The following is a 21349-nucleotide window of genomic DNA, read 5'->3' as shown; positions in this document are numbered from 1 at the left end:
CCGCCGTCAGGCGCCGCGCTGCTCGAAGTCCTTCATGTACTCGACGAGCGCTTTCACGCCCTCGAGCGGCACCGCGTTGTAGATCGACGCCCGCATGCCGCCGACGGACTTGTGGCCCTTCAGCTGCAGCAGCCCGCGCGCCTTTGCGCCGGCAAGGAAGTCTTCGTTGCGCGTTTCGTCGGCCAGGAAAAACGGCACGTTCATCCGCGAACGTGCTGCCGGCTCGACCTTGTTCAGATAGAAACTGCTCGCATCGATCGTGTCGTAGAGTAGCTTCGCCTTTTCGATATTGCGGGCCTCGATCGCTTCGAGGCCACCCTGCCGCTTCAGCCACTGGAACACCAGGCCCGCGATGTAGATCGCGTAGGTGGGCGGCGTGTTGTACAGCGAGTTGTTCGCGGCGATGGTCTTCCATTCGAACGCGGACGGGCAGATCGACAGCGCACGGTCGAGCAGATCCTCGCGTACGATCACGAGCGTCACGCCGGCCATCCCGATGTTCTTCTGCGCGCCGCCGAACAGCACGCCGTACTTCGCGACGTCCATCGGACGCGACAGGATGTGCGACGAGACATCCGCGACCAGCGGCACGTCGCCGAGATCGGGAATCTCGAACGTCTCGACGCCGTCGATCGTCTCGTTGGTACACAGATGCACGTAGGCCGGATCATCCGACAGCTGCCATTCGGCGCGCGCGGGTGCGCGCGTGAAGCCGTCTTCCGTCTTGCCGGTCGCGGCGAGATGCGGCGTGCCGTATTTCTTCGCTTCGGTGAACGATTTCTGCGACCACGAGCCCGTGACGACGAAGTCGGCCGTCTTGCGCGACCCGAGCAGGTTCATCGGCACGATCGCGTTTTCCGCGATACCGCCGCCCTGCAGGAACAGGATCCGGTGGCTGGCCGGCACGCCGAGCAGGTCGCGCAGGTCGGCCAGCGCGGCCTCGTGGATCGACATGAATTCCTTGCCGCGATGGCTCATCTCCATCACGCTCATGCCGCTACCATGCCAGTCGAGCATTTCGTCGGCAGCTTGCCGCAGCACTTCCTCGGGCATCGCCGCAGGGCCGGCGGAGAAATTAAAGACGCGCATCGTGAAAACCTCGGAGGGACGCGACCGGCTCGCCGCCGGCAGAACGCGCCAGAAAAGAAATGGCCGCTTGCGCTCGCGCGCAAACGGCCATTATCGCACTGTCGTCAGGCTCCCGCCAAACCCGGCCGACCGGCCGGGGGCGTGCCCGGACGGCTTTACTTGCCCGGCTTGACTGCTGCGACTTCCTTGTCAGCCTGCGTGCGCGTTGCCTGGATAGCTTGCGGCATGTACTTCTGCATCAGGCCGTTGACCACGTCGCGACCGACCTGATCCTGAACCTGGATGAACTTGCGGCCCGTCGGGCTCTTGTAGAACGTCGTCAGATCCTTGATCTCCGACGTGCTGTAGTACTTCGCGTATGCGTCGTACTGAGCCGACATCGCGTCGTTCTGGAACTGCTGCGTACCGAACACCTTGCCTGCGCCGTCGACCAGCTTCGGCACCGCGTTCTTCTGCAGCGTCGGAACGGCAGCCTGCTTCTGCTTGTCGTTCAGCGTCTTGTTTTCCGACAGCGCGTCCGACAGGATCGCCGGAACGAGTTGCTTGGCCTGCATTTCGGCGCTGTTGCCGATTGCCGACACGAGCTTCGGCGCGTCGATCGCGTCGAGCAGATCCTTGATCGCTGCCTTCTTGTCGGCGTCGATCGGCGCAGCTGCTGCCGGAGCTGCCGGTGCGGAATTCGACAGCGCTTGCGCCATCGCGAACGTCGGCACCAGTGCAGCCAGCAGAACCAGTTGCTTGAATTGCTTTTGCATCATCACTCCCTTTTGGAAATATGAATGGTTGCTCGCCGGCCGCGGCGCTTCGCGCCTGCGGCGGCTAGAGTCTCATCCGTTCTTCAGGCTTCGCCGTCCGACGCCTCGTCGGCTTCGCCCTCTCCCTCTTCGGCCTCCGCGATCTGCTGCAGGCCAGAGAGCTTGGTACCCTCATCGAGACTGATGAGTGTAACACCTTGCGTGGCGCGCCCCATCTCGCGAATCTCCGAGACACGGGTGCGAATCAACACGCCGGCCGTCGTGATCAGCATGATCTGATCTTCGGCATCGACGAGCGTTGCAGCCACGACCTTGCCGTTACGCTCGGACGTCTGGATCGCGATCATACCCTTCGTGCCGCGGCCGTGACGCGTGTACTCGGTGATCGGCGTGCGCTTGCCGTAGCCGTTCTCGGTCGCGGTGAGCACCGTCTGCTCCTCGCTGCCGGCAACCAGCATCGCGATGACCTGCTGGCCATCCTCGAGCTGCATGCCGCGCACGCCGCGCGCCTCGCGCCCCATCGGACGCACGTCGTTCTCGTCGAAGCGCACGGCCTTGCCGGAGTCGGAGAACAGCATCACGTCGTGCGCGCCGTCGGTGATCGACGCACCGATCAGGAAATCGCCTTCGTCGAGGCCGACCGCGATGATGCCCTTCTTCATCGGACGGCTGAACGCCTCGAGCGGCGTCTTCTTCACGGTGCCGAGCGACGTTGCCATGAAGATGAACTTGTCGGCCGAGAATTCCTTGACCGGCAGCACGACGTTGATCTTCTCGCCTTCCTGCAGCGGGAACATATTGACGATCGGGCGGCCGCGCGAGTTGCGCGAGCCCTGCGGCACTTCGTAGACCTTGACCCAGTACACGCGGCCGCGGTTCGAGAAGCACAGGATGTAATCGTGCGTGTTCGCGATGAACAGCGTCTCGATCCAGTCGTCTTCCTTCATCTGCGTCGCCTGCTTGCCGCGACCGCCGCGCTTCTGCGCACGGTACTCGGACAGCGGCTGCGACTTCACGTAGCCCGCATGCGACATCGTGACGACCATGTCCTGCGGCGTGATCAGGTCTTCGGTGTTCAGCTCGGTCGCGTTCAGCTCGATCTTCGAGCGGCGCGCGTCGCCGAACTCGGCCTTCACCGAGGTCAGCTCCTCGCCGATCATCGTCGTGATCCGCTCGGGGCGCGCGAGGATGTCCAGCAGGTCGGCAATCTGGGCCATCACTTCGCGGTACTCGCCGATGATCTTGTCCTGCTCGAGGCCGGTCAGGCGCTGCAGACGCATCTGCAGGATTTCCTGGGCCTGCGTGTCGGACAGGCGGTACAGCCCGTCGGCCTGCATGCCGAACGCCGGGTTCAGGCCTTCCGGGCGGTACGCGGAGCGGCCGCCGGCCGCCGCGTTCTCGCTCTCGGCACGCGTGAGCATCTCGCGCACGAGCGACGAATCCCACGGCTTCGCCATCAACTCCGCCTTCGCGATCGGCGGCGTCGGCGCGGCCTTGATGATCGCGATGAACTCGTCGATATTCGCGAGCGCGACCGCGAGACCTTCGAGCACGTGGCCGCGTTCGCGGGCCTTGCGCAGTTCGTAGATCGTGCGGCGCGTCAGCACTTCGCGTCGATGCGACAGGAAGCACTGCAGGATTTCCTTCAGGTTCAGCAGCTTCGGCTGGCCGTCGACGAGCGCGACCATGTTCATGCCGAACGTATCCTGGAGCTGCGTCGCCTTGTACAGGTTGTTCAGCACCACTTCCGGCACTTCACCGCGCTTGAGCTCGATCACGACGCGCATGCCGCTCTTGTCGGACTCGTCGCGGATGTCGGAGATGCCCTCGAGCTTCTTCTCGTTGACGAGCTCGGCGATCCGCTCGAGCAGCGAACGCTTGTTCACCTGGTACGGCAGTTCGTCGACGATGATCGCCATCCGCTGGCCGCGGTCGATCTCCTCGAAGTGCGTGGCCGCTCGCATCACGACGCGGCCGCGCCCGGTGCGATAGCCGTCGCGCACGCCGGCGACGCCATAGATGATGCCGGCCGTCGGGAAATCCGGCGCCGGGATGATCTCGATCAGCTCGTCGATCGTCGCTTCCGGGTTGCCCAGCAGGTGCTGGCACGCGTCGACGACCTCGTTCAGGTTGTGCGGGGGGATGTTGGTCGCCATGCCGACCGCAATACCCGACGAGCCGTTGATCAGCAGGTTCGGGATGCGCGACGGCAGGACCGACGGCTGCATTTCGTTGCCGTCGTAGTTCGGCTCGAAATCGACCGTTTCCTTGTCGATGTCGGCGAGCAGCTCGTGACCGATCTTCGCCATGCGAATTTCGGTGTAACGCATCGCCGCGGCATTGTCGCCGTCGATCGAGCCGAAGTTGCCCTGCCCGTCGATCAGCATGTAGCGCAGCGAAAAGTCCTGCGCCATCCGCACGATCGTGTCGTAGACCGCGGTATCGCCGTGAGGGTGGTACTTACCGATCACGTCACCGACGATACGCGCCGACTTCTTGTACGCGCGGTTCCAGTCGTTGTTCAGTTCGTGCATCGCGAACAACACGCGCCGGTGCACGGGTTTCAGGCCATCGCGGACATCCGGGAGGGCACGTCCGACGATCACGCTCATCGCGTAATCGAGATACGAACGGCGCATTTCCTCTTCTAGGGAGGTGGGCAGGGTCTCTTTGGCGAATTGATCCATGTATCCGTATCGTTTCGGAGCGAAGACGGCGAACGCCTTTCGCGTGGGCGCTGCATGCGCAACGCAACGCGAGATTCTAACATGCGCCCATCAGCCGCCAATTCGCCCCCTCTATATATGAATAGCAAAAATCGCGGCGTCGGCGAATCGGCCGCAATTGCACATCGCAATCCTCCCCGACTCGGCATCACAGACGATTGCCACGTCACGCGTTCTTCGCGCACGAGTAAACAACTGCATTCATCGGCGCAATTTCGCCGCCACACTCTTGACAATTTCTAAAAGTTACGGCAGGCCAGTGTTGCGCATGCACCACAAAGTTGAAGCGATCTTGGGGTGGGGAGGATTTTTTTTCGTAGGAAGGGAACGATATGGCAAAATGCCAACGCACTGAAAGTTAGACGCTGCTCGAAGTCTACACAGAGGCGGCGCCGCGTTTTTTGTGCCGCACCAATGTTATACTTCGAGCAATGTATGACTTGTCACCGTCAACAGGCTCGCAGTAAACCTGCGGTAATCTCAATTTCGAGAGGAGAAATATGAATAAACTTTCAAAGCTCGCGTTCATTGCAGCTACCGCAGTTATGGCTGCATCCGCTTCGGCACAGTCGGTGCCGGCGTCGCGCCAAGCCGTCAATGACAACTGGGTCAACGGCACGGGCGAATGGGTGTGGATGAACGGTACGAACGAGCTCTGCTGGCGCGATGCGTTCTGGACGCCGGCCACCGCCAACGCGAAGTGCGATGGCGCACTGGTCGCCCAGGCACCGGCACCGGCTCCGGTCGCTCCGGTCGCTCCGGCCATCACGAGCCAGAAGATCACGTATCAAGCTGACGCACTGTTCGACTTCGACAAGGCAACGCTCAAGCCGCTGGGCAAGCAAAAGCTGGACGAACTGTCGTCGAAGATCCAGGGCATGAACACGGAAGTGGTCGTCGCAACGGGCTACACGGACCGCATCGGTTCGGACAAGTACAACGACCGTCTGTCGCTGCGCCGTGCGCAAGCCGTGAAGTCGTACCTGGTCAGCAAGGGTGTGCCGGCCAACAAGATCTACACGGAAGGCAAGGGCAAGCGCAACCCGGTTACGACTGGCTGCAACCAGAAGAACCGCAAGCAACTCATCGCCTGCCTCGCACCGGATCGCCGCGTGGAAGTCGAAGTGGTTGGTACGCAAGAAGTCCAGAAGACGACCGTTCCGGCAAACTAAGCCGCGGTTTTCGACTGCTTCAAAGCCCCGCTCCGGCGGGGCTTTTTCTTTGACGCCCGTCCAAGGCGCTCGCCGCTTCGCCGCTCGTCCGCTTCTTATATACTCGGGGCTGACGAATCGCAGCACCGCCCTCCTTCCGTAGCCCGTTTGCCGACATGACCAACGCCGATCCGCACGAACTCCAGAAATTCAGCGACCTCGCCCATCGGTGGTGGGATCCGAATGCCGAATTCAAGCCGCTGCACGACCTGAACCCGGTCCGGCTCGGCTGGATCGATGCGCATGCGCACCTCGCCGGCAAGCGCGCACTCGACATTGGCTGCGGCGGCGGCATCCTGTCCGAATCGATGGCCGGACTCGGCGCGCAGGTGAAAGGCATCGACCTGTCGACCGAAGCACTCGGCGTCGCCGACCTGCACAGTCTCGAAAGCGGCATCTCGGTCGATTACGAGGCCATCGCGGCCGAAGCAATTGCCGCGCGCGAACCGGGCACCTACGATGTCGTCACGTGCATGGAAATGCTCGAGCACGTGCCGTCGCCCGGCGATATCGTCGCCGCCTGCGCGACGCTCGTGAAGCCGGGTGGCTGGGTGTTCTTCTCGACGCTGAACCGCAACCTGAAGGCATACCTGTTCGCCGTGATCGGCGCGGAGTACATCGCACAAATGCTGCCGAAGGGCACGCACGACTACGCGCGCTTCATCCGTCCGTCGGAACTGGCCAGCTTCGTGCGGGCAACGGACCTGCACATCGTGGAGATCAAGGGCATCACGTATCACCCGATCGGCAAGCGCTTCGCGCTGTCGAACGACGCCGACATCAACTACCTCGTCGCGTGCCGTCGCGGCGCGTGACCTTCCAACCGGCATGACGACTCCCCTCTCGACCGCGCGGGCGGCACTCGACGAACCGCGCCTGCTGCACTGCGATGCCGTGCTGTTCGACCTGGACGGCACGCTCGCCGACACGGCTCCCGATCTCGCGGCCGCCGTCAACAAGATGCAACGCGTGCGCGACCTGCCCGAGACACCGCTCGACGTGTTGCGGCCGCTAGCCTCGGCCGGCGCGCGCGGCCTGCTCGGCGGCGCGTTCGGCATCGATCCGCACACGCCCGGTTATGAAGCGATGCGCGACGAGTTCCTGGCCAACTACGCGACGGATCTATGCGTGCATACGACGCTGTTCCCCGGCATCGACGACGTGCTCGACGAACTCGACGCGCGCGGCGTGCGCTGGGGCATCGTCACGAACAAGGCCATGCGGCTCACGGCGCCGCTCGTCGACCTGCTCGGCCTCGCGCGGCGCGCCGCCTGCGTCGTCGGGGGCGACACAACGCCGCACCCGAAGCCGCACCCGGCCCCGCTACTGCATGCGGCCGACCAGTTGACGCTCGCGCCTGCGCGCATCGTCTACGTCGGCGACGACCTGCGCGACATTCAAGCCGGCAGCGCCGCCGGCATGGCGACGGTCGCGGCGGCGTACGGCTATTGCGGGGAGGGCGCCGCGCCGGCCGACTGGCAAGCGCAGCATCTCGTCGACACGACGCTGCAACTGCGCGAACTGCTGCGCGATGTTGGGCTATAATGGTCGATCTTATCCGCGGGGGCGACCTGGTTTCGACAGGGGTTGTGAAGCGGCTAGGGCATGTCGAGGACCCGTCACCTCGTTAATCAATGGGAAAATCGTAACTGCAAACGACGATACGTTCGCACTGGCAGCCTAAGGGCCGCCGTCCTCTGCCTAGTTCACTGACGGGCTAGTGTCGCAAGACCGGTAGCAATACCGCCAGAGGTCATTTACGTCAGTTAAGCCCTGTCGGCGTCGCGACGCCAGGGTCGAAAACCTAGCGAATCGCCGTAGTGCAGCGTGTTCGTCCGCGTCGCTGCGGTTAAATCAAATGACTGAACTAAACATGTAGAACTAGTCGTGGAGCGCTTCTGGACGCGGGTTCGATTCCCGCCGCCTCCACCAAACACTCTCTCAACGCAGATCAACGCGTTGCAATTGAACCCCGCCGGGCTTGGCTCCGCGGGGTTTTTTGTTGCAAACTATCTCAAGGAATCGCAACCACAGCCACACAGCGATGGGGGTTCTATCGGGGGTTCTTCGCTGCACTCCATGATCGAGAACCCCCACACGCCGGAGCCCCCATGCCCCTGACCGATGTAGCAATCCGCAATGCCAAGCCGTCCGATAAGCAGCAGAAGCTGTTCGACGGCGGCGGCCTGTTCCTGCTCATCAAACCGACCGGCGGCAAGCGGTGGGTGCTCAAGTACCGATTCGGCGGAAAGGAAAAGAGCCTGGCGCTCGGCACCTACCCCGCCGTCCCGCTGGCCGAGGCGCGGAGACGCCGCGATGAGGCCCGCGACAAGCTGGCGGCCGGGATCGATCCGGGCGCAGCAAAGAAGGCCGAGAAGCGCACGCAACGCCTCAGCGCCGAGAACTCTTTCGAGGCCGTCGCGCGCGAATGGCACGCCAAATACGCGCCGACCTGGTCTGAAAGCCACGGGGCGCGGATCCTGCGCCGGCTGGAGATGGACGCCTTCCCGTGGATCGGCGGCACTGCCATCGCCAACCTCGAGCCGCCTGACGTGCTGGACGCGCTCCGGCGCGTCGAGAAGCGCGGCGCGCTCGAGACGGCGCATCGACTGCAGGCCAACATCAGCCAGGTGTGCCGCTACGCCGTGGCGACCGGCCGCGCGAAGCGGGACGTAACCGCCGACCTCCGTGGCGCCCTGCCGCCGGTGCAAACCGAGCACATGGCGGCGATCACCGACCCGAAGCAGGTCGCCGAGCTCCTGCGCGCGATCGACGGGTATCACGGCACCTTTCCCGTGCAGTGCGCCCTCCGCCTCGCCCCGCTGCTGTTCCAGCGCCCGGGCGAGCTGCGCGCGGCCGAATGGATCGAGTTCAACCTCGATGGCGCGACGTGGGAGATCCCGAGCGAACGCATGAAGCGGACGAAGCAGGGGAAAGCATCCGGCGCGGCGCACATCGTTCCCTTACCCGAGCAGGCGATATTGATCCTGCGCGAGCTGCAAGCGCTGACCGGCAACTGCCGATTCCTGTTCCCGAGCGTGCGCACGAAGGATCGGCCCATGTCCGACAACACGATAAACGGCGCGCTGCGCCGGCTCGGGTACGACGGCGATACGATGACCGGCCACGGCTTTCGCGCCATGGCCCGGACAATTCTCGACGAGGTGCTCGGCGTAGCGCCCGCGGTCGTCGAAGCGCAGCTCGCGCACGCCGTGAAGGATCCGCTCGGGCGCGCGTACAACCGCACGGCTCACCTGCCGCACCGCCGCGAAATGATGCAGCAGTGGGCCGACTACCTCGACCAGCTCAAGGCGGGAGCGAACGTCATCGAGATCAACTCGGCTCGCGGGTAACTGATTGGTCAACCGGCCGTTTGAGAGCACGTCGCATGCCGCTGCCACAATGAAAAGCCCCGCGCGGGGCGGGGCTTCTTACTTGCCGTTCTGATTGGGCTTAGGGGGTGGTCTAGATGTTTTTCCGACAACGAATACGGAAACGAGACTGACCAAGGTTGCGCCGCCAAGTCCTGCCGCGACCCAATCGTGTCCTTGTATCGCGAGGTAGGCCGAGATGCCGAGACCGAAGACGCCGATCAGGAAACCGGACAGAATGCCGGCCATCCTCTCGATGAACTTGAACGTGTTGACGCGGTGAGTTTCGGACCGACGAAAATCGCCTTCTGCGCGCGCCTGATCGAACACCCATTCGACTTTGTCAGGCTGGATTTCTTTCAGCTGCGCAATCTGCGCCATTGGGAGCAGCGGCGCATCCGTTTCATGATGCGAAAGAGTGGCGCTCGTGTCCTTATCTTTCACCTGTACGGTAGTTTGTCGCCCCATTGTTCCCCGTCAAGCAATAAACAGATTGTTTTTCGACGCGAGCAGTTACGCGGCGGATGTCTCCGCCGACAGCAGCCAGGTCGTTTGATTGATCGCCCCGGCGTGGGACGTCGTATTGCGGAAAGGTGCCGAACGCATTCAACGACAACCCCACGCCAGCCAAGGCTTCGAGCAGATGCTTCATTGCTTTCTCCTGTTGGTCGACAGACCCCCACAGAGGACGTGATGTACGTCGTAAAGGGAGCGGGATAGTTGCATTGTACCTATGAACCTCACCCTATGCAGTTGACAGGTAGAAAAATGTGCGGTTCGAAGAAGATTATCGGCTTGAAATCGGATATTTCAAGGGCGAAACGGTGCATAGGAAATGAACCCTATGTGACATTTCGCCTCACCGGATGTGCTGAGCACCTGCTCAAGTGATGCCATAGACTCAACCGCCCAGATTGCAATCAATTGCAACTCCGGGAAGATCCCCGCCACGTTCGATCAACGTCAGCGCGCCCCGCCGATCGCCGACGTAGGGCGGTTTTCCGCTGCGATGTGCCCCTTCCTTCCGAGCCGATGGCGAATTCCACGGCCAGCGGTTGAGCAATACAGCACCACGAATAAGTACCCTTCTCGAATCATCCGATCTGTCTCCGCGCTTTGGTCGCACAACCCGATCCACTGTGCACCGGCTTCGAAGCGGTACGGCAACGGTTGGGCCGGCGCGGGTTGGGTAACGATAAAAGCCGCATCGGACCACTTTCGTCGCATGTACGCCCGCCACCAGTTCCTGTAATACAAGAAGCCGAGATTCGTTATCGTCGTGGCTCGATCGCCGACGTTGACCGCCGTAACGCTGACGTAGGTGTTGGGGTCGGGTACCGCACCTCCTACACGAACCATACCGGTGGAAGCGGAAATGCGCACGCTCGGCCCTTCGTTCAACCATTTGTACGCATCCCAACCAAGGACGAAGGTAGAGATCACGGCAGCATATGCCGCCACGGCAAGGGTCAACGTCTCGTTAAGCGACAGTCCAAACATGTCCGCTCCTCGTTACAGTGCCGCCGGCTCGACGCGCGCCATCATGCAATCAGTGCGCAGAGACTCGCTTCGGGCGAACGTCAATCGGCGACATTGATCTCCGCTCGCTACTTCACCGACTTATTGGTTACAAGCGCCTCGACACTCGCGGCGGTGATGCCGCTCGCGCGCCGGCCGATTTTGACGAGGGTCAGTCGGTCGTCGCGCACGAGATTGTAGACGGTCGCCCGGCATACACCGAGCATCCGCGCTACTTCCGCGATTCGATAGAGCTTCACGGGTGCGGGCTTTGTGGCTGGAGTTTGAGCGGGAGAGCACACAAGGTCACGGCCAGTAGCCACAGCCGCCTTGAAAGGCTTCGATACGTAGGGCATGCACCCTCCTTCGATGTCGACCACCACAATCAGCGCCCCGCCCTGTCCGGCGAGGCGCACGGCGCTCAATCCGAGCCGATAGCCTTGTTGATCGCGGCGTCGAGCTCGTCGGTCGCCGCCTCGGCCCGCTGCCAAAACCATTCGGCCCCGGGGATGGTATCGAGCTGGATTTGCCGCTCGAGGGCCCCACGAAGGGCAAAGATGCACGTGCGGAGCTCGCCCTGCAGGGCATGGATAGTCGCGAGGTCGCGCGACGACACCGACACTTGATCAGGAATGCTACCGATTGGGAAAGCGTTGTCAGAAACGTGGAACGTCATGAGGGGCTCCGTATGCGATCGCACCGTCCCGCTGTCAAACGGGGTGGGCGGCAACGAGCGAAGTTGACAGACCGGGGCATACGGAACCCGGCAGGCCGAAGCCTCTCCACTCGCGCCACCCATAGAAGATGCGCGTTCTCAAACGAAGAAAAACCGCCAGCGCGGCGGTTGTCTGCCGCATGCATTCGGGCTGTCAAACCCGGTCAACGTTGTGTGCGTCGACGAGCTCAGTATAAGGCACACGAAAACAAAATTGCAACAAAATCAGTATGTTAGGCAACCCTGTACGCGACGTACAGCGATACTTGACGCAACTGAACACGCTTCGTCGGTAGGTGCACCGCGCGCTAGAATGCGCCCACCCACAACAACGAAACGGGGGCACTGTGAATTCAACTGGACGATTTGCATTCGCCGCGTGCGTGAGCGCGGCTCTCATCTTCTCGACGGTGGCGGCTGACGCGCAGTCATTCAACGCGCATGCGCGCCTTGTCACGACGTGGCAAGCGAAGGATCTCACCGGCAACTCGGCGGCCGCGGAACGCCTGGTTGCGCTGGAGGAAATGGACGATGTGCACGATCGACCGGGCGACAACTGCACGCAGTTCACGGGCCCCGTCACTGTCGAAGGCATCCAGTTCACGCCGAGCGGCGGGACGCTCGAAACCTTTCGGTTCACCGACAAGAACGGAACCCAATGGTCCGTGCCGACAAACATCGGACGGCTGTCGAATGTCGATCGCCAGCACGCGAACAGCTTCATCCGTGTCGGCAAGCGCTACTTCGTGCACGCGCAGGTATGCGGCAGCGGTGGGAACGCGAGCCTGGTCAGCATGTACGATGCGGCCGTGAATTTCGGCCCGGTTCGCTGACCGTGTTCAGCAAACCGCCCGCTATCGCGAAGGCTGATCTCGCGATAGCGGGCGCCTGTCACGGCATCGTGAACAGCAGCGGATTGCCAGCGGCCGTGGTCCCGTAGGGCTTCAACGAAGCCGTAAGCCCAAGCGGATTGTTTTTTGCATAATCCCCAAAACCCCCGAGGACGGACGCGGCTGCCGAGATCCCACCAGCGACCAAGCTGTTGCGCGCCGTAGCGCGCGCCGTCCGTGCGGCGTACCGATCCTGCTGCGCCTGGTCTTCGAGCGTCCCGCCCTGCAAGATGCTTTGGTAGCGGGTCTGCAACGCGTCGAGCTCGGCATTGCGCACGCTCTGAACCTGCGTGTCGAGTGCCGACCCTGCGTTCGGATTGAAGCCCGATTCAGCGACGGCTGCGCGCTGCTCGCCGAGCTGCTGCCCTGCCTGCGCGCGCTGCGCCGTCTCGCGGTTGACGCCCTGTGCGTAGACCTGCCCGGCCTGCTGGTCGGACAACGCTGCATTGCGGTCGAGCGCGGCGGCCTGCTGGTTCGCCTGCGCCGACTTCGCGGCGCCTGACGCCAGCGCGCCGGCTGCGCTAACGCCGGTCGCGATCAAACTCATCGTGCTGCCAGCGCCGAGCGCCGAACCGGCCATTGCGGCCAATGGAAGCATTGCCATTATTTCGTCCTCGCAAAAAGCAACATGTCTCGCCCTGCGGCGGTGTACTTACGACGAACGCACTCGCGTTCAAACCCGAGGTGTTCGGCCCACGCGATGCCGGCCGCGTGCGAGGCGTCGACGTCCATTTCAATGCGCCGCCACGGCGCGTCGTCGAGCACTGCGCGCACCATTCGGTGAACCAGCCTGAATCGACGCGGAACCAGCAACGCCGACGAGATCAGTGCCCACGTCTGTGCGCGGTTCTCCCAGCACTCCACCAGTCCGCCGCAGCCGAGCACCTTTCCGTCCTCGACGATCGCCCACCCGACACGCGTCGCCGAACAGAGCTTTTCCGCATATTCCCTGGTCAACGCGTCAGCAGTCGCGGCCTGCGTCGGCTGCAGTTCGACGGCGAGGATATGCTCGGGCGTCAGGCGCTCCGACATCAAGAGCGAGCGCGGCCGGCGTCCGGAAATTGAATCTCGGGCGCGTCGGCGGACGCTTTTCAGAAAATTGATAGGCATGTTGGTCCTGTTCAGATTCAAATGCGCTCGTGTGGCCTGCGCGGTACATCTTCGCGCCGCTTACCAGTTGTCTGGCACCAGAGATTGAGGATCAGCTCACCGCGCACGTGCGACGGCTCGGTCGTGTCTTCGATGTACTTGCGCACGGCGGCCTCGCTCACCGCGCCGTGCAGTTCGCGCGACACGTCTTTCGGCTTTGGGTAAAAGTGCTGCAGGTCGAGCAGCACCGCGCGCCAGTTGATCGCCGATATCAGCATCGCGGCGGCTACTTCAACTTCCCGGCAACCCGCTGCCGGAGCGCTTCCTGCGCGAACTTGATGACGGTCTTGCGATCGGCGCCGAGGCCCGTCTCGACGAGCACCTTTGCCATGCGCGGGTCGCGCTTCGCGAGCGCGTTCGCGGCGTCCCAGGCTTTCTCCCAATCGCTGCCGAACGTCTCTTTCATCCCCTGCACGGCATCGGCGAGGTGAGCCTGCTTGTCCGCCTCGGACAACGACGGCCAGCCCTGCGCAAACAGTCGGGCATCGGCGAGGAATTCGCGCACGTCGGTTTGGTTGCCACCGTGATCGGCGACGATCGCGGCAAACTCCTTGCGATCGATCGAGCCGCCCAGGCCGTCATCGATCGACGCGACGGTTTCCCGCCCCCACTGCCCGGAGCCGGTGAGCTCGTCGTAGAGCACACCGTGCGCGCCCTCGTCGCCATAGAACTTCCGCACGGGATCGTTGCGAACCAGCGACATTGCATCCGGGTCTGCGGCCTGTTGCGGCGCGCTCTGCCCGTCGTTGAGGCGCAGATTGTCGACGTGGCTCCATGCCTTCGGCTGCTCGACCGGCGCGCGCGGCGTCTCGGCCGCGCCTGGGAACTTCGTGTTCGAGTAGAACGCCGCAGCGCGTTCCTCGATCGTCTTCTCGACGGCTGTGGATTGCTGTTCGGTATCCATATCAAACCTCCTTCGGAAATCCTTCGTACGGGAACTGCCAGCCGGTCAGGTCGATAATGTGAACGAGTGGTGGATTTCCATCCTTCACGCCCCACACGCGTTTCACGAATCGATCGACGTCCACGAGGTTGACGACGTCTAACGGAAGATGCCCGTGCCGCTCGACGTAGGCCGAAACTTCCGCGTCTCGATCTTCGCCAGGCCTCAACACGAGAATCTTTGCGCGTGCCGGCGGTGCGAGCAGTTCCAGCGCTTCTTCCTGCTCACCGGCCGCCAATGCACGGACCGCATCGAGAATCGTCACGAGAACCTCCGGATAACGACGGTCGTTTCCGGCATGCAAGCATGCTCAGCGACGTATGCGGCCACGCGTGCGCGCCGGTCCTCGCGCTCGCCAACGATCAGCATCGGCGCATCCAGTCGCGGTGCGAGAAGCTGTTCAAGTTGGCTGAGCTCGGCATCGGTCAACTGCTCGAGGCGATCTGCGTCAATCCTCACCATGTGCGCTCCCGACACCGATCAGTTCCTTCAGCCGTTCGAGACGCTCCTCACGCGTCAAGTCCGTGACTTCAGCCTTGATCTCGCGCGGCAGCAACTTGCTCCAGATCTTGTAGAAGGCGGCCGGATCCGCCTTGCCGAACTTCACCAGTGCAGCCACACCACCCAGCTTGTCGAACGCCTCGACGAGCGCATCGCGACACGCCTGCGTCGTCTTATTCGGGACGCCAGGCTTACGCCCTTTTCCCGCATTCGGGGGCAACGATTGACGGTTCGTGGTCACTGAACGTCCTCCGCAGCCGAGCGCAGTGCGGACTCGCTGTCGATGATGTACGGCGGTTGATGGGTCGGCTTCCGATGCGCAGCGGCGGTTTCGAGCCGCACGATCGTTTGCTGGATGTGCCGCGCGGCGGCTCCTGCAATGCTGTCGGGCCGCAGATCTTCGCCGATGATCGACTTGACGTACGCTCGAACGGCATCATTGGGTATCCACTGGTTGGCCCCGCTCACATACAGCCCGTCCCTGTGCGCTTCATTCAGTTCGGGGTTCATGCACACGGCGCGGATCGCCGAACGCAACTCGGCGTCGACCTGCAGAAACTCGCTACGCGCGATAGCGACCGCTTCGAGCGCAGCCTCGAGCGCCTTCGCCGCATTGGCGTAGCGGCGTTCCAGAGCGCGGGCCGCACGCACGCCGTCCCGCGACTCCTGGTGACGTGCCTCGATTGCAGCGGCGGTATTGGCCCGCTGCGCGGCGTGGTGTACGCGCACGAGCGACGCTTCGCGCGACCGGTGCAGATCCGCGACGGCACGCAGCGACGCCGTTTCCTCGTCCTCCGCACCGTTGTTCTCGAGCAGTCGATCCTCGAGCTGCCGCTGCGCGGTACTGGTCTGCTGGCGGGCTTCAGCGAGCTGCGCTTCGATCTTTCGGATGTCGGCCATCGATTAGTCCTCGTCCACGAGCTCGACATCCCAATCCATCACGCGGGCCGCGTCCGCCTGCGCGGCCGTTGCGCGACACCACGCGTGATCTTCGTCGGGTCGGATCCGCCATTCGCCGCCTTTCAGCAGCCCGTGGCGATCGATGAATTCGGCGAGCGCGTCTTCGACAACGCGCGCCATCGACGTACCGCGCAACAGCGCACATGCCTGCAGCCGACTACGCGACGCGTTGCTCATGGAAATGTTGGTTACGGCCATGCTTGGCTCCTCAAAAACGGTTCGATCAGCATCGCAGCAGTGGAACGGGGGATCCCCCGTCTTTGCGCAACAAGTTTGCGCAAATCGTCTTGCAGGATCGTGCGTCGTTTGGAGCGGGCAATTGCCCGTTTTTCGTCGGTGACGGGGTGCATGTGGGTAGCCGCGTGGGTAGCTACATGACTTTTCCGCGCTATGCGCAGCGCGCAACGTCCACCACGCAAGGCACTGCACCGTGAATTGAAATCGCCAATGGGGATTTCAACGGGCCAGGGATGGCGCCGCGAGCAACGGATCGCAACGGGCCACAAGCCGTCGCCCCCGGGGCTGACGGCACAAACAGGGGTACGGAGTTTCGGGACGCCGTGACGACCGCGCTCGGTAACGGTGTGCTGATCATCGACGGCAAGGGTACGCGCCGCAGACACCATCGACCGCCGCCGCGACCACGCAAATTTGGATCCGCATGTCGTGACGGCCGTGCTCGATATTTCTCAGCACTTTGCTGTGCAGGTAGCGGTTCTGTGGCCGGTCGATACCGCGATGGGCGTATAGCCGAACGCGTAGTTTTCTACGAGTAAGTTGTTTTTCGCGATTTCATGTGCGTCAGTTCCCGGCGGGTGTTGCCACCTCTACAACGGTGCTGTGTGGTAGCAACACGCTGAACGCGTTATCTGGCGGGGGTTTGATGGAAATGTTGCCTCTGTTGCCTGTTGCTACCTCTAGTTGCAAAACTCCCCCGGTACTGCTGCGCGCACCTACACGCTATCTTTTCTCACCCATTATTTATAAGAGGTAGCAACAGAGGCAACAGAGGCAACAGGCCTGCTGAATAAGGCCCGGCGCGTTGCCCCCTCTGTTGCCTCATCCGCGAGTGGTGGCAACAGAGGGGGCAACGCGCCAGGGCGTCGGCGATTGCCTTACGCACCGCAATGGCCGCTCGAAATGGAAATTTAGAGCAATCCCTCTACATGAAATCGAACAATGCGCAAGATTCGCCCCATAAGGCAGCCGAAGGAAAAACGATCATCCCAAAAATGCGATCACGAATAGCGAAATCCTGCACTTCGTCGCAAGTTTCTGTAAGGCAATGCTGTACACACGAAAACAACGTTACCGGGCTTCCAACGCCTCATATTTCCGCGCCCGATTTCCACATCGCCTTGCCAGATAAGCGCGTCCGAGGTGTCAAGGTAGGTACGCGACGCCCTTATGCAGTACTGCGTAAGGAGCAGCCTTACAGGATTGTCAACCTTACGCGCACCGCGTTGAAATGCGGCTATCTCAACGCACCACAAGGCGAAACAAATGGCCGCAGACCGCAGCACCTCACCATTGACGCTCCCCCTGGACGGCTACACACGATGGGGCGAACTGAAGCAATTCGTTCCGCTGTGCTTGTCTTCAGTCACAAATCGCGAACGTGCCGGCCGCTTTCCGAAGCGGGTCAAACTCGGTAGCTATTCGGTCGCTTGGCCGAACCGTGAAATTCATCGCTGGTTCGCGGATCCCAACGGCTATCGCGCGCAACACACTGACGAGGTGACAGCATGAGCGAAGCGACGATTATCCCGGCCGCCACTGGCACGCTCGCGCTGCGCGTGCTCGACGAGGAACACTGCGTTCGAGTGACAACCGTTGTTGCGTGGCGCATTGTCAGCGCTCAGGACGGCACCCGCACCGAGGTCTATCCGATCGAAATGCCCTACGGCCCCCTCGAGGACCGCGGGCTGCCGGATGCGATCATCGAACCGGACAATCGCGTCACTCATCGCCCCGGGGGCGGCCGACGAGCGCAACAGGCTGTCGAATGGCACCTCAGCGGGTATTGCGTGGGGCTGACTCTGTCGAAGGTCGGCGGCACGTTACCGAACGCGAACAAGAAACTGAAACGCATGTGCGGATTGGCCACGTAAGCGCCGGCTTCCCGACGATGCCAACGAGCCGGTAAAACAGGTAGACAATGGTCAAGCCAATCGCGCCTTAATGAATAGCACTCCTACAAAATTGCCAGATCAATCAAGCCACCCGCACATTGAAGTGGATGCCGATGCGCTGCGGCAGTTCGTCACTTTGGCACGCCCTGGCGGCGGTCAACTGATGCTGCTGCGTATCGCCGCTGCCGCTGGTAGCAAGCCGCGAGCGCGTACGTTCTCGATACCGGCTGAAATCGATGCGCTGATCGAGTATGCACGCACGCACAACACAGCCGCGAACAATATCTACTGGCTGCCTAACGATGCTACGTGCTTCGAACGCAAACCCGCAAAGACAGACATGGCATCGGCACGATTCGCGTGGAGCGACTGCGATCCAGATCTCAAAGGATTCGGCTCATACGATGCGGCGCGCAGCCACTTGCTCGGCCCGCACGCCGATCGTCTGCGCGAGCATGCGTCCTTCATCATCGACTCGGGCAACGGGCTGCAAGCATTTTTCCGGCTCGTCGCGCCGACACCGTTGGCCGAGGGGCGCGCGACGAACTATGAGCGGATCAACGCGGCTATCGGCGAGGAATTCGACGGGCCCGACACGCACAACTGCGACCGGATCATGCGAGTGCCAGGCACGTGGAACTGGCCGACCGAGTCTAAACTCCGAAAGGGTTACCCCACTGCGCCGAGCGCATCGCGCATTCTCTACGCGACAGATCGCGCGTACACGCTTCCCGACCTGGCCGCGTTGGTCAACATCCAACCCGACAACGAATCTACCGAGCACGCACGCGGCCGAGCCTTGTCATCGACCGCGCCGCGCATTGACGAAATCCGCGCGCTGCTCAGCATGATTCCCGCAGATGGCAGTTATGCCGAATGGCGAGACGTGCAATTTGCCGTCAACCATGAAACCCGCGGCTCCGCCGAAGGCATGGAAATTTGCGACGAATGGTCGGCAACCACCGACTACGCTTACGGCGGCCGCGCCGCGGTCGAGAAGGTATGGAACAGCGCGAGCATGGAGCGTTCCGACGCGATCACGATCGGCACGCTTCATATACTGGCGAAGAGATACAACCCAACCGCATACGGCGATTGGGAGCGCGAACAGATCGAGACGGACTTCACGGCTACGCCCCCTGAGCTCGCACAGCAGGAACCCCGCCGACCGCCATTCAAGTACGACAAGGTCGGCGCGATCCTGGCAACGATCGGAAACACGCAACTCGCGCTACGCGCGCCTCACGTTGCCGGCGCCGACATCCGCTTTGACACGTTCCGCGACGAACTGACGTGGTCGGATCCCAACGCGCCTATGTGGCGCCCATTCGTTGACGAGGACTACACACGGCTCCGCATCCGCCTCGAGCAGGGCGGCTTTAAGCCGATCGGCCGAGAGATGATCCGCGACGCAGTGCACCTTGTTGCCCGCGAGCGGAAATTCGATTCGGCGATTGACTGGCTGAACGGTTTGTCGTGGGATGGTGCACCGCGCGTCGATCGATTTATGGAGGCGTACTTCAGCGTCCCTGACTCACCGTACGCGCGCGCCGTGTCGCTCTACCTCTGGACGGCATTCGCGGGCCGCGTGCTGGAACCGGGCGTAAAGGCCGATATGGTGCCTATCTTCATCGGCGATCAGGGTCTGCGAAAGTCATCGGCAATCGCGGCGATGGTGCCGCACGCCGATCAGTATGTAGAAATCGACCTCGGCACGCGGGACGCCGAAACCGCCCGTAAGATGCGGGGCGCACTCGTCGGCGAAATAGCAGAACTGAAGGGCATGCGCACGCGCGAAATCGAGTCGATCAAGGCATTCATTACCGCGACGCAAGATACGTATCGGCAGCTGTACAAAGAGCACGCCGCGACAGTGCCCCGTCGCCTGGTCTTCATTGGCACCAGCAACGAAGAAGGCATCTTGATCGACGAAACCGGCAACCGACGTTGGCTCCCGATACGCGTCGGAAACGTCGACATAGAAGCGGTAATGCGCGATCGAGATCAACTGTGGGCCGAAGGTCGCACTCTCTTTATGGACGGCGGTATCCGTTGGCAGGCAGCCGAACACCTTGCCAAGGACGAACACGCCGCATTCGCGGCTGCGCCGGCTAACGACGACCCGTGGCTGCCGATGGTTGAGCAGTGGCTAAATGGCGCTGCTGCCACTCGGTTCGACGACGAACCCGCGCCGCGCGAGCGGGAATACCTGCTCATATGCGACGTAGCCGCCGAGGCGCTGCACCTAGATGCGAGTCGCCTGAATCGTGCAACCGACATGCGAATCGGAAAACTCCTGCGCCAGCTCGGTTACGAGAAGCGGGATAAGCGCATCGGCGCGCGGGTTCGGAAAGTTTGGTTCCCGGATCTGGACTGACCACCAGCGTATCGTCGCCGGGGGCTTTTTTGGGGGTTCTTCAATTCACAAAAACACGAAAGCCCAATACAGACATGGCTTTCAGAGAACAATTTGAGTGCCGCCGCCCCACCATATTCCGCGCTCGCCGCACGAACCCCGCATGACGCAAGTCTGCGGGGTTTTTTGTTGCCGGCGAAACGCACTCGCCCTCTCCTTCCGAAAAAGCGCCCAGCCACGGGTGGGCCGGGCGGAATGCCACCGGACTTCCGGCGACAGGAGGTGACGGATAGCCTGCCGTGCCCGCGCACTCATCGATTGCGCCAGGCAGCGGCCCGCCCGGGTGCTGCGGCTCCAGGCGCGACGCGTCGTCGCACCCGGCATTCACGCACACCGGGCAATACACGGTTTAGCTGCCGCGATACAGCGACTTCATTTCTTCAGCGGTGGCCGGACGCACGCCCATCGCACGCGAACCCGATGCCGATGCGCCCTGTGCCTGTGCGCCGTAACCGCTGGCGTCGGCGCCTTGCGCTTGCGCCAGCGCAGCGCGCTGCTGCTCTGCAACACGCGCAGTGGCAGCCTGGATCGCTTCCGGGTAGTGCGGATCTTCACCGCGAGCGGAGTTGTAACCAGCTTGCTGCAGCTGGACCAGTTCGGCACGAACCTGCGCGCGGGTGATCGTCGAACCCGACTGGGCGAACGACACGACCGGGGCAACGAGAGCGGCAGCAACGACAACAGCTTGAACGAGCGATTTCATGATGACCTACCTCCAGATTTGTCTGTGTTCGCGGTGAACACCTTGTTCATCGCTGACAATCCGAAGTTTATGTAGGCGGATGCTTAAGAATAAGGCAGGTTTCTGGAAGACATCCTTCCTGATTTACGGGTTAACCCTAAATCACCGGCCGGGCCGGCAATGCACCTCCCCTTCATCGTCCGGCATCGAATCGCATGACGATTCGACGGAAAGCAAAAGCCCCGCGAAGCAGCAACGCATCGCGGGACTCGGACAAAGCCGGAATCGCAC

Annotated in this window: 26 protein-coding genes and 1 other RNA gene; 9 read left to right on the top strand and 18 right to left on the bottom strand. The window is 62.4% G+C overall.

Annotation, left to right across the window (positions count from 1 at the left end; genetic code table 11):
- Positions 1–6 precede the first annotated feature (6 nt).
- From serC to gyrA, 3 genes are all read right to left on the bottom strand, one after another.
- The gene (gene serC / locus CFB43_RS05225) at positions 7–1089 is read right to left on the bottom strand and encodes a 3-phosphoserine/phosphohydroxythreonine transaminase (RefSeq protein WP_089494330.1); all 1083 of its coding nucleotides are present in this window, start codon (positions 1087–1089) and stop codon (positions 7–9) included.
- A 155-nt stretch (positions 1090–1244) separates the two neighbouring features.
- The gene (locus tag CFB43_RS05220; RefSeq protein WP_011351329.1) at positions 1245–1844 is read right to left on the bottom strand and encodes a DUF2059 domain-containing protein; all 600 of its coding nucleotides are present in this window, start codon (positions 1842–1844) and stop codon (positions 1245–1247) included.
- Between the two features lie 83 nt (positions 1845–1927).
- Complete coding sequence (gyrA, locus tag CFB43_RS05215; protein WP_089439493.1) at positions 1928–4531, bottom strand: DNA gyrase subunit A; 2604 nt, start codon at positions 4529–4531, stop codon at positions 1928–1930.
- A 539-nt stretch (positions 4532–5070) separates the two neighbouring features.
- Here gyrA and ompA point away from each other — a divergent pair.
- The 5 genes from ompA to CFB43_RS05190 all read left to right on the top strand — a co-directional run bounded on the left by ompA (position 5071) and on the right by CFB43_RS05190 (position 9134).
- Complete coding sequence (ompA, locus tag CFB43_RS05210) at positions 5071–5742, top strand: outer membrane protein OmpA (protein ID WP_039343284.1); 672 nt, start codon at positions 5071–5073, stop codon at positions 5740–5742.
- A gap of 155 nt (positions 5743–5897) precedes the next feature.
- Entirely contained in the window at positions 5898–6596 is a 699-nt protein-coding gene (ubiG, locus tag CFB43_RS05205) for a bifunctional 2-polyprenyl-6-hydroxyphenol methylase/3-demethylubiquinol 3-O-methyltransferase UbiG (protein WP_089424797.1), read from the top strand.
- Positions 6597–6609: 13 nt separating this feature from the next.
- Complete coding sequence (gene gph / locus CFB43_RS05200) at positions 6610–7326, top strand: phosphoglycolate phosphatase (protein WP_089494329.1); 717 nt, start codon at positions 6610–6612, stop codon at positions 7324–7326.
- Between the two features lie 17 nt (positions 7327–7343).
- Positions 7344–7713, top strand: a transfer-messenger RNA (tmRNA) gene (ssrA, locus tag CFB43_RS05195).
- A gap of 179 nt (positions 7714–7892) precedes the next feature.
- Positions 7893–9134, top strand: a complete 1242-nt coding sequence (locus CFB43_RS05190; protein WP_089494328.1) for a tyrosine-type recombinase/integrase — start codon at positions 7893–7895, stop codon at positions 9132–9134.
- Positions 9135–9212: 78 nt separating this feature from the next.
- Here the strand turns inward: CFB43_RS05190 and CFB43_RS05185 are convergent, their stop codons facing one another.
- The 5 genes from CFB43_RS05185 to CFB43_RS05170 all read right to left on the bottom strand — a co-directional run bounded on the left by CFB43_RS05185 (position 9213) and on the right by CFB43_RS05170 (position 11346).
- A complete protein-coding gene (locus tag CFB43_RS05185; RefSeq protein ID WP_144023041.1) occupies positions 9213–9596 on the bottom strand; it encodes a hypothetical protein in 384 nt (127 codons plus the stop codon).
- The gene (locus CFB43_RS37565; RefSeq protein ID WP_144023040.1) at positions 9586–9804 is read right to left on the bottom strand and encodes a hypothetical protein; all 219 of its coding nucleotides are present in this window, start codon (positions 9802–9804) and stop codon (positions 9586–9588) included. Before CFB43_RS37565 ends, CFB43_RS05185 begins: the two co-directional genes overlap by 11 nt.
- A gap of 311 nt (positions 9805–10115) precedes the next feature.
- Entirely contained in the window at positions 10116–10652 is a 537-nt protein-coding gene (locus CFB43_RS05180) for a hypothetical protein (protein ID WP_089494326.1), read from the bottom strand.
- 107 nt (positions 10653–10759) lie between these two features.
- Positions 10760–11086, bottom strand: coding sequence for a helix-turn-helix transcriptional regulator (locus CFB43_RS05175; protein ID WP_256989920.1), 327 nt, complete (start codon positions 11084–11086; stop codon positions 10760–10762).
- 5 nt (positions 11087–11091) lie between these two features.
- Positions 11092–11346, bottom strand: a complete 255-nt coding sequence (locus CFB43_RS05170; protein WP_038768302.1) for a hypothetical protein — start codon at positions 11344–11346, stop codon at positions 11092–11094.
- A 422-nt stretch (positions 11347–11768) separates the two neighbouring features.
- On the opposite strand from CFB43_RS05170, the gene CFB43_RS05165 reads away from it, so the two are divergent.
- On the top strand, positions 11769–12218 hold the full coding sequence (locus CFB43_RS05165) for a hypothetical protein (protein ID WP_089494325.1): 450 nt from the start codon (positions 11769–11771) through the stop codon (positions 12216–12218).
- Between the two features lie 58 nt (positions 12219–12276).
- On the opposite strand, the gene CFB43_RS05160 is transcribed toward CFB43_RS05165, so the two are convergent.
- The 9 genes from CFB43_RS05160 to CFB43_RS05120 are packed head-to-tail and all read right to left on the bottom strand — an operon-like array spanning position 12277 to position 16026.
- Positions 12277–12879 (bottom strand): hypothetical protein, encoded by a 603-nt coding sequence (locus tag CFB43_RS05160; protein ID WP_218828064.1) that lies wholly within the window; start codon positions 12877–12879, stop codon positions 12277–12279.
- Entirely contained in the window at positions 12879–13406 is a 528-nt protein-coding gene (locus tag CFB43_RS05155; RefSeq protein WP_256989919.1) for a GNAT family N-acetyltransferase, read from the bottom strand. The genes CFB43_RS05160 and CFB43_RS05155 overlap by 1 nt, the downstream gene beginning before the upstream one ends.
- On the bottom strand, positions 13403–13642 hold the full coding sequence (locus CFB43_RS05150; RefSeq protein WP_256989918.1) for a hypothetical protein: 240 nt from the start codon (positions 13640–13642) through the stop codon (positions 13403–13405). Before CFB43_RS05150 ends, CFB43_RS05155 begins: the two co-directional genes overlap by 4 nt.
- An 8-nt stretch (positions 13643–13650) precedes the next feature.
- Positions 13651–14328: a hypothetical protein gene (locus CFB43_RS05145; RefSeq protein ID WP_089494323.1), complete on the bottom strand. Its 678-nt coding sequence runs from the start codon at positions 14326–14328 to the stop codon at positions 13651–13653.
- 1 nt (position 14329) lies between these two features.
- Positions 14330–14632 carry a hypothetical protein gene (locus CFB43_RS05140; RefSeq protein ID WP_089494322.1) on the bottom strand — a complete coding sequence of 101 codons (303 nt, stop codon included), beginning with the start codon at positions 14630–14632 and terminating at the stop codon, positions 14330–14332.
- Positions 14629–14829, bottom strand: a complete 201-nt coding sequence (locus CFB43_RS05135) for a hypothetical protein (protein ID WP_089494321.1) — start codon at positions 14827–14829, stop codon at positions 14629–14631. Before CFB43_RS05135 ends, CFB43_RS05140 begins: the two co-directional genes overlap by 4 nt.
- Positions 14816–15109, bottom strand: a complete 294-nt coding sequence (locus tag CFB43_RS05130; protein ID WP_089494320.1) for a hypothetical protein — start codon at positions 15107–15109, stop codon at positions 14816–14818. Before CFB43_RS05130 ends, CFB43_RS05135 begins: the two co-directional genes overlap by 14 nt.
- Positions 15106–15768, bottom strand: coding sequence for a hypothetical protein (locus tag CFB43_RS05125; RefSeq protein WP_089494319.1), 663 nt, complete (start codon positions 15766–15768; stop codon positions 15106–15108). The genes CFB43_RS05130 and CFB43_RS05125 overlap by 4 nt, the downstream gene beginning before the upstream one ends.
- 3 nt (positions 15769–15771) lie before the next feature.
- A complete protein-coding gene (locus tag CFB43_RS05120; protein WP_144023039.1) occupies positions 15772–16026 on the bottom strand; it encodes a hypothetical protein in 255 nt (84 codons plus the stop codon).
- Positions 16027–17331: 1305 nt separating this feature from the next.
- Here CFB43_RS05120 and CFB43_RS05115 point away from each other — a divergent pair.
- The 3 genes from CFB43_RS05115 to CFB43_RS05105 all read left to right on the top strand — a co-directional run bounded on the left by CFB43_RS05115 (position 17332) and on the right by CFB43_RS05105 (position 20337).
- On the top strand, positions 17332–17577 hold the full coding sequence (locus tag CFB43_RS05115) for a helix-turn-helix transcriptional regulator (protein ID WP_089494317.1): 246 nt from the start codon (positions 17332–17334) through the stop codon (positions 17575–17577).
- Positions 17574–17939, top strand: a complete 366-nt coding sequence (locus CFB43_RS05110; protein WP_089494316.1) for a hypothetical protein — start codon at positions 17574–17576, stop codon at positions 17937–17939. Before CFB43_RS05115 ends, CFB43_RS05110 begins: the two co-directional genes overlap by 4 nt.
- Positions 17940–18009: 70 nt before the next feature.
- Complete coding sequence (locus tag CFB43_RS05105) at positions 18010–20337, top strand: VapE domain-containing protein (protein WP_089494315.1); 2328 nt, start codon at positions 18010–18012, stop codon at positions 20335–20337.
- Positions 20338–20725: 388 nt separating this feature from the next.
- Here CFB43_RS05105 and CFB43_RS05100 read toward each other — a convergent pair whose 3' ends face one another.
- Positions 20726–21079 (bottom strand): DUF4148 domain-containing protein, encoded by a 354-nt coding sequence (locus CFB43_RS05100; protein ID WP_069247423.1) that lies wholly within the window; start codon positions 21077–21079, stop codon positions 20726–20728.
- Positions 21080–21349 lie beyond the last annotated feature (270 nt).

The sequence above is a fragment of the Burkholderia sp. AU15512 genome, assembly GCF_002223325.1.
Taxonomy (GTDB): domain Bacteria; phylum Pseudomonadota; class Gammaproteobacteria; order Burkholderiales; family Burkholderiaceae; genus Burkholderia.
Note: the sequence above shows the minus strand (reverse complement) of the source record. Positions and strands in the feature narration are given on the sequence as shown.

What these genes read in the sequence shown, in the direction of transcription:
- serC (WP_089494330.1), bottom strand. Translation starts at nt 1,089, where the DNA reads ATGCGCGTCTTTAATTTCTCCGCCGGCCCTGCGGCGATGCCCGAGGAA.
- CFB43_RS05220 (WP_011351329.1), bottom strand. Translation starts at nt 1,844, where the DNA reads ATGCAAAAGCAATTCAAGCAACTGGTTCTGCTGGCTGCACTGGTGCCG.
- gyrA (WP_089439493.1), bottom strand. Translation starts at nt 4,531, where the DNA reads ATGGATCAATTCGCCAAAGAGACCCTGCCCACCTCCCTAGAAGAGGAA.
- ompA (WP_039343284.1), top strand. Translation starts at nt 5,071, where the DNA reads ATGAATAAACTTTCAAAGCTCGCGTTCATTGCAGCTACCGCAGTTATG.
- ubiG (WP_089424797.1), top strand. Translation starts at nt 5,898, where the DNA reads ATGACCAACGCCGATCCGCACGAACTCCAGAAATTCAGCGACCTCGCC.
- gph (WP_089494329.1), top strand. Translation starts at nt 6,610, where the DNA reads ATGACGACTCCCCTCTCGACCGCGCGGGCGGCACTCGACGAACCGCGC.
- CFB43_RS05190 (WP_089494328.1), top strand. Translation starts at nt 7,893, where the DNA reads ATGCCCCTGACCGATGTAGCAATCCGCAATGCCAAGCCGTCCGATAAG.
- CFB43_RS37565 (WP_144023040.1), bottom strand. Translation starts at nt 9,804, where the DNA reads ATGAAGCATCTGCTCGAAGCCTTGGCTGGCGTGGGGTTGTCGTTGAAT.
- CFB43_RS05180 (WP_089494326.1), bottom strand. Translation starts at nt 10,652, where the DNA reads ATGTTTGGACTGTCGCTTAACGAGACGTTGACCCTTGCCGTGGCGGCA.
- CFB43_RS05170 (WP_038768302.1), bottom strand. Translation starts at nt 11,346, where the DNA reads ATGACGTTCCACGTTTCTGACAACGCTTTCCCAATCGGTAGCATTCCT.
- CFB43_RS05160 (WP_218828064.1), bottom strand. Translation starts at nt 12,879, where the DNA reads ATGGCAATGCTTCCATTGGCCGCAATGGCCGGTTCGGCGCTCGGCGCT.
- CFB43_RS05150 (WP_256989918.1), bottom strand. Translation starts at nt 13,642, where the DNA reads ATGCTGATATCGGCGATCAACTGGCGCGCGGTGCTGCTCGACCTGCAG.
- CFB43_RS05145 (WP_089494323.1), bottom strand. Translation starts at nt 14,328, where the DNA reads ATGGATACCGAACAGCAATCCACAGCCGTCGAGAAGACGATCGAGGAA.
- CFB43_RS05135 (WP_089494321.1), bottom strand. Translation starts at nt 14,829, where the DNA reads ATGGTGAGGATTGACGCAGATCGCCTCGAGCAGTTGACCGATGCCGAG.
- CFB43_RS05125 (WP_089494319.1), bottom strand. Translation starts at nt 15,768, where the DNA reads ATGGCCGACATCCGAAAGATCGAAGCGCAGCTCGCTGAAGCCCGCCAG.
- CFB43_RS05120 (WP_144023039.1), bottom strand. Translation starts at nt 16,026, where the DNA reads ATGGCCGTAACCAACATTTCCATGAGCAACGCGTCGCGTAGTCGGCTG.
- CFB43_RS05115 (WP_089494317.1), top strand. Translation starts at nt 17,332, where the DNA reads ATGGCCGCAGACCGCAGCACCTCACCATTGACGCTCCCCCTGGACGGC.
- CFB43_RS05110 (WP_089494316.1), top strand. Translation starts at nt 17,574, where the DNA reads ATGAGCGAAGCGACGATTATCCCGGCCGCCACTGGCACGCTCGCGCTG.
- CFB43_RS05105 (WP_089494315.1), top strand. Translation starts at nt 18,010, where the DNA reads ATGAATAGCACTCCTACAAAATTGCCAGATCAATCAAGCCACCCGCAC.
- CFB43_RS05100 (WP_069247423.1), bottom strand. Translation starts at nt 21,079, where the DNA reads ATGAAATCGCTCGTTCAAGCTGTTGTCGTTGCTGCCGCTCTCGTTGCC.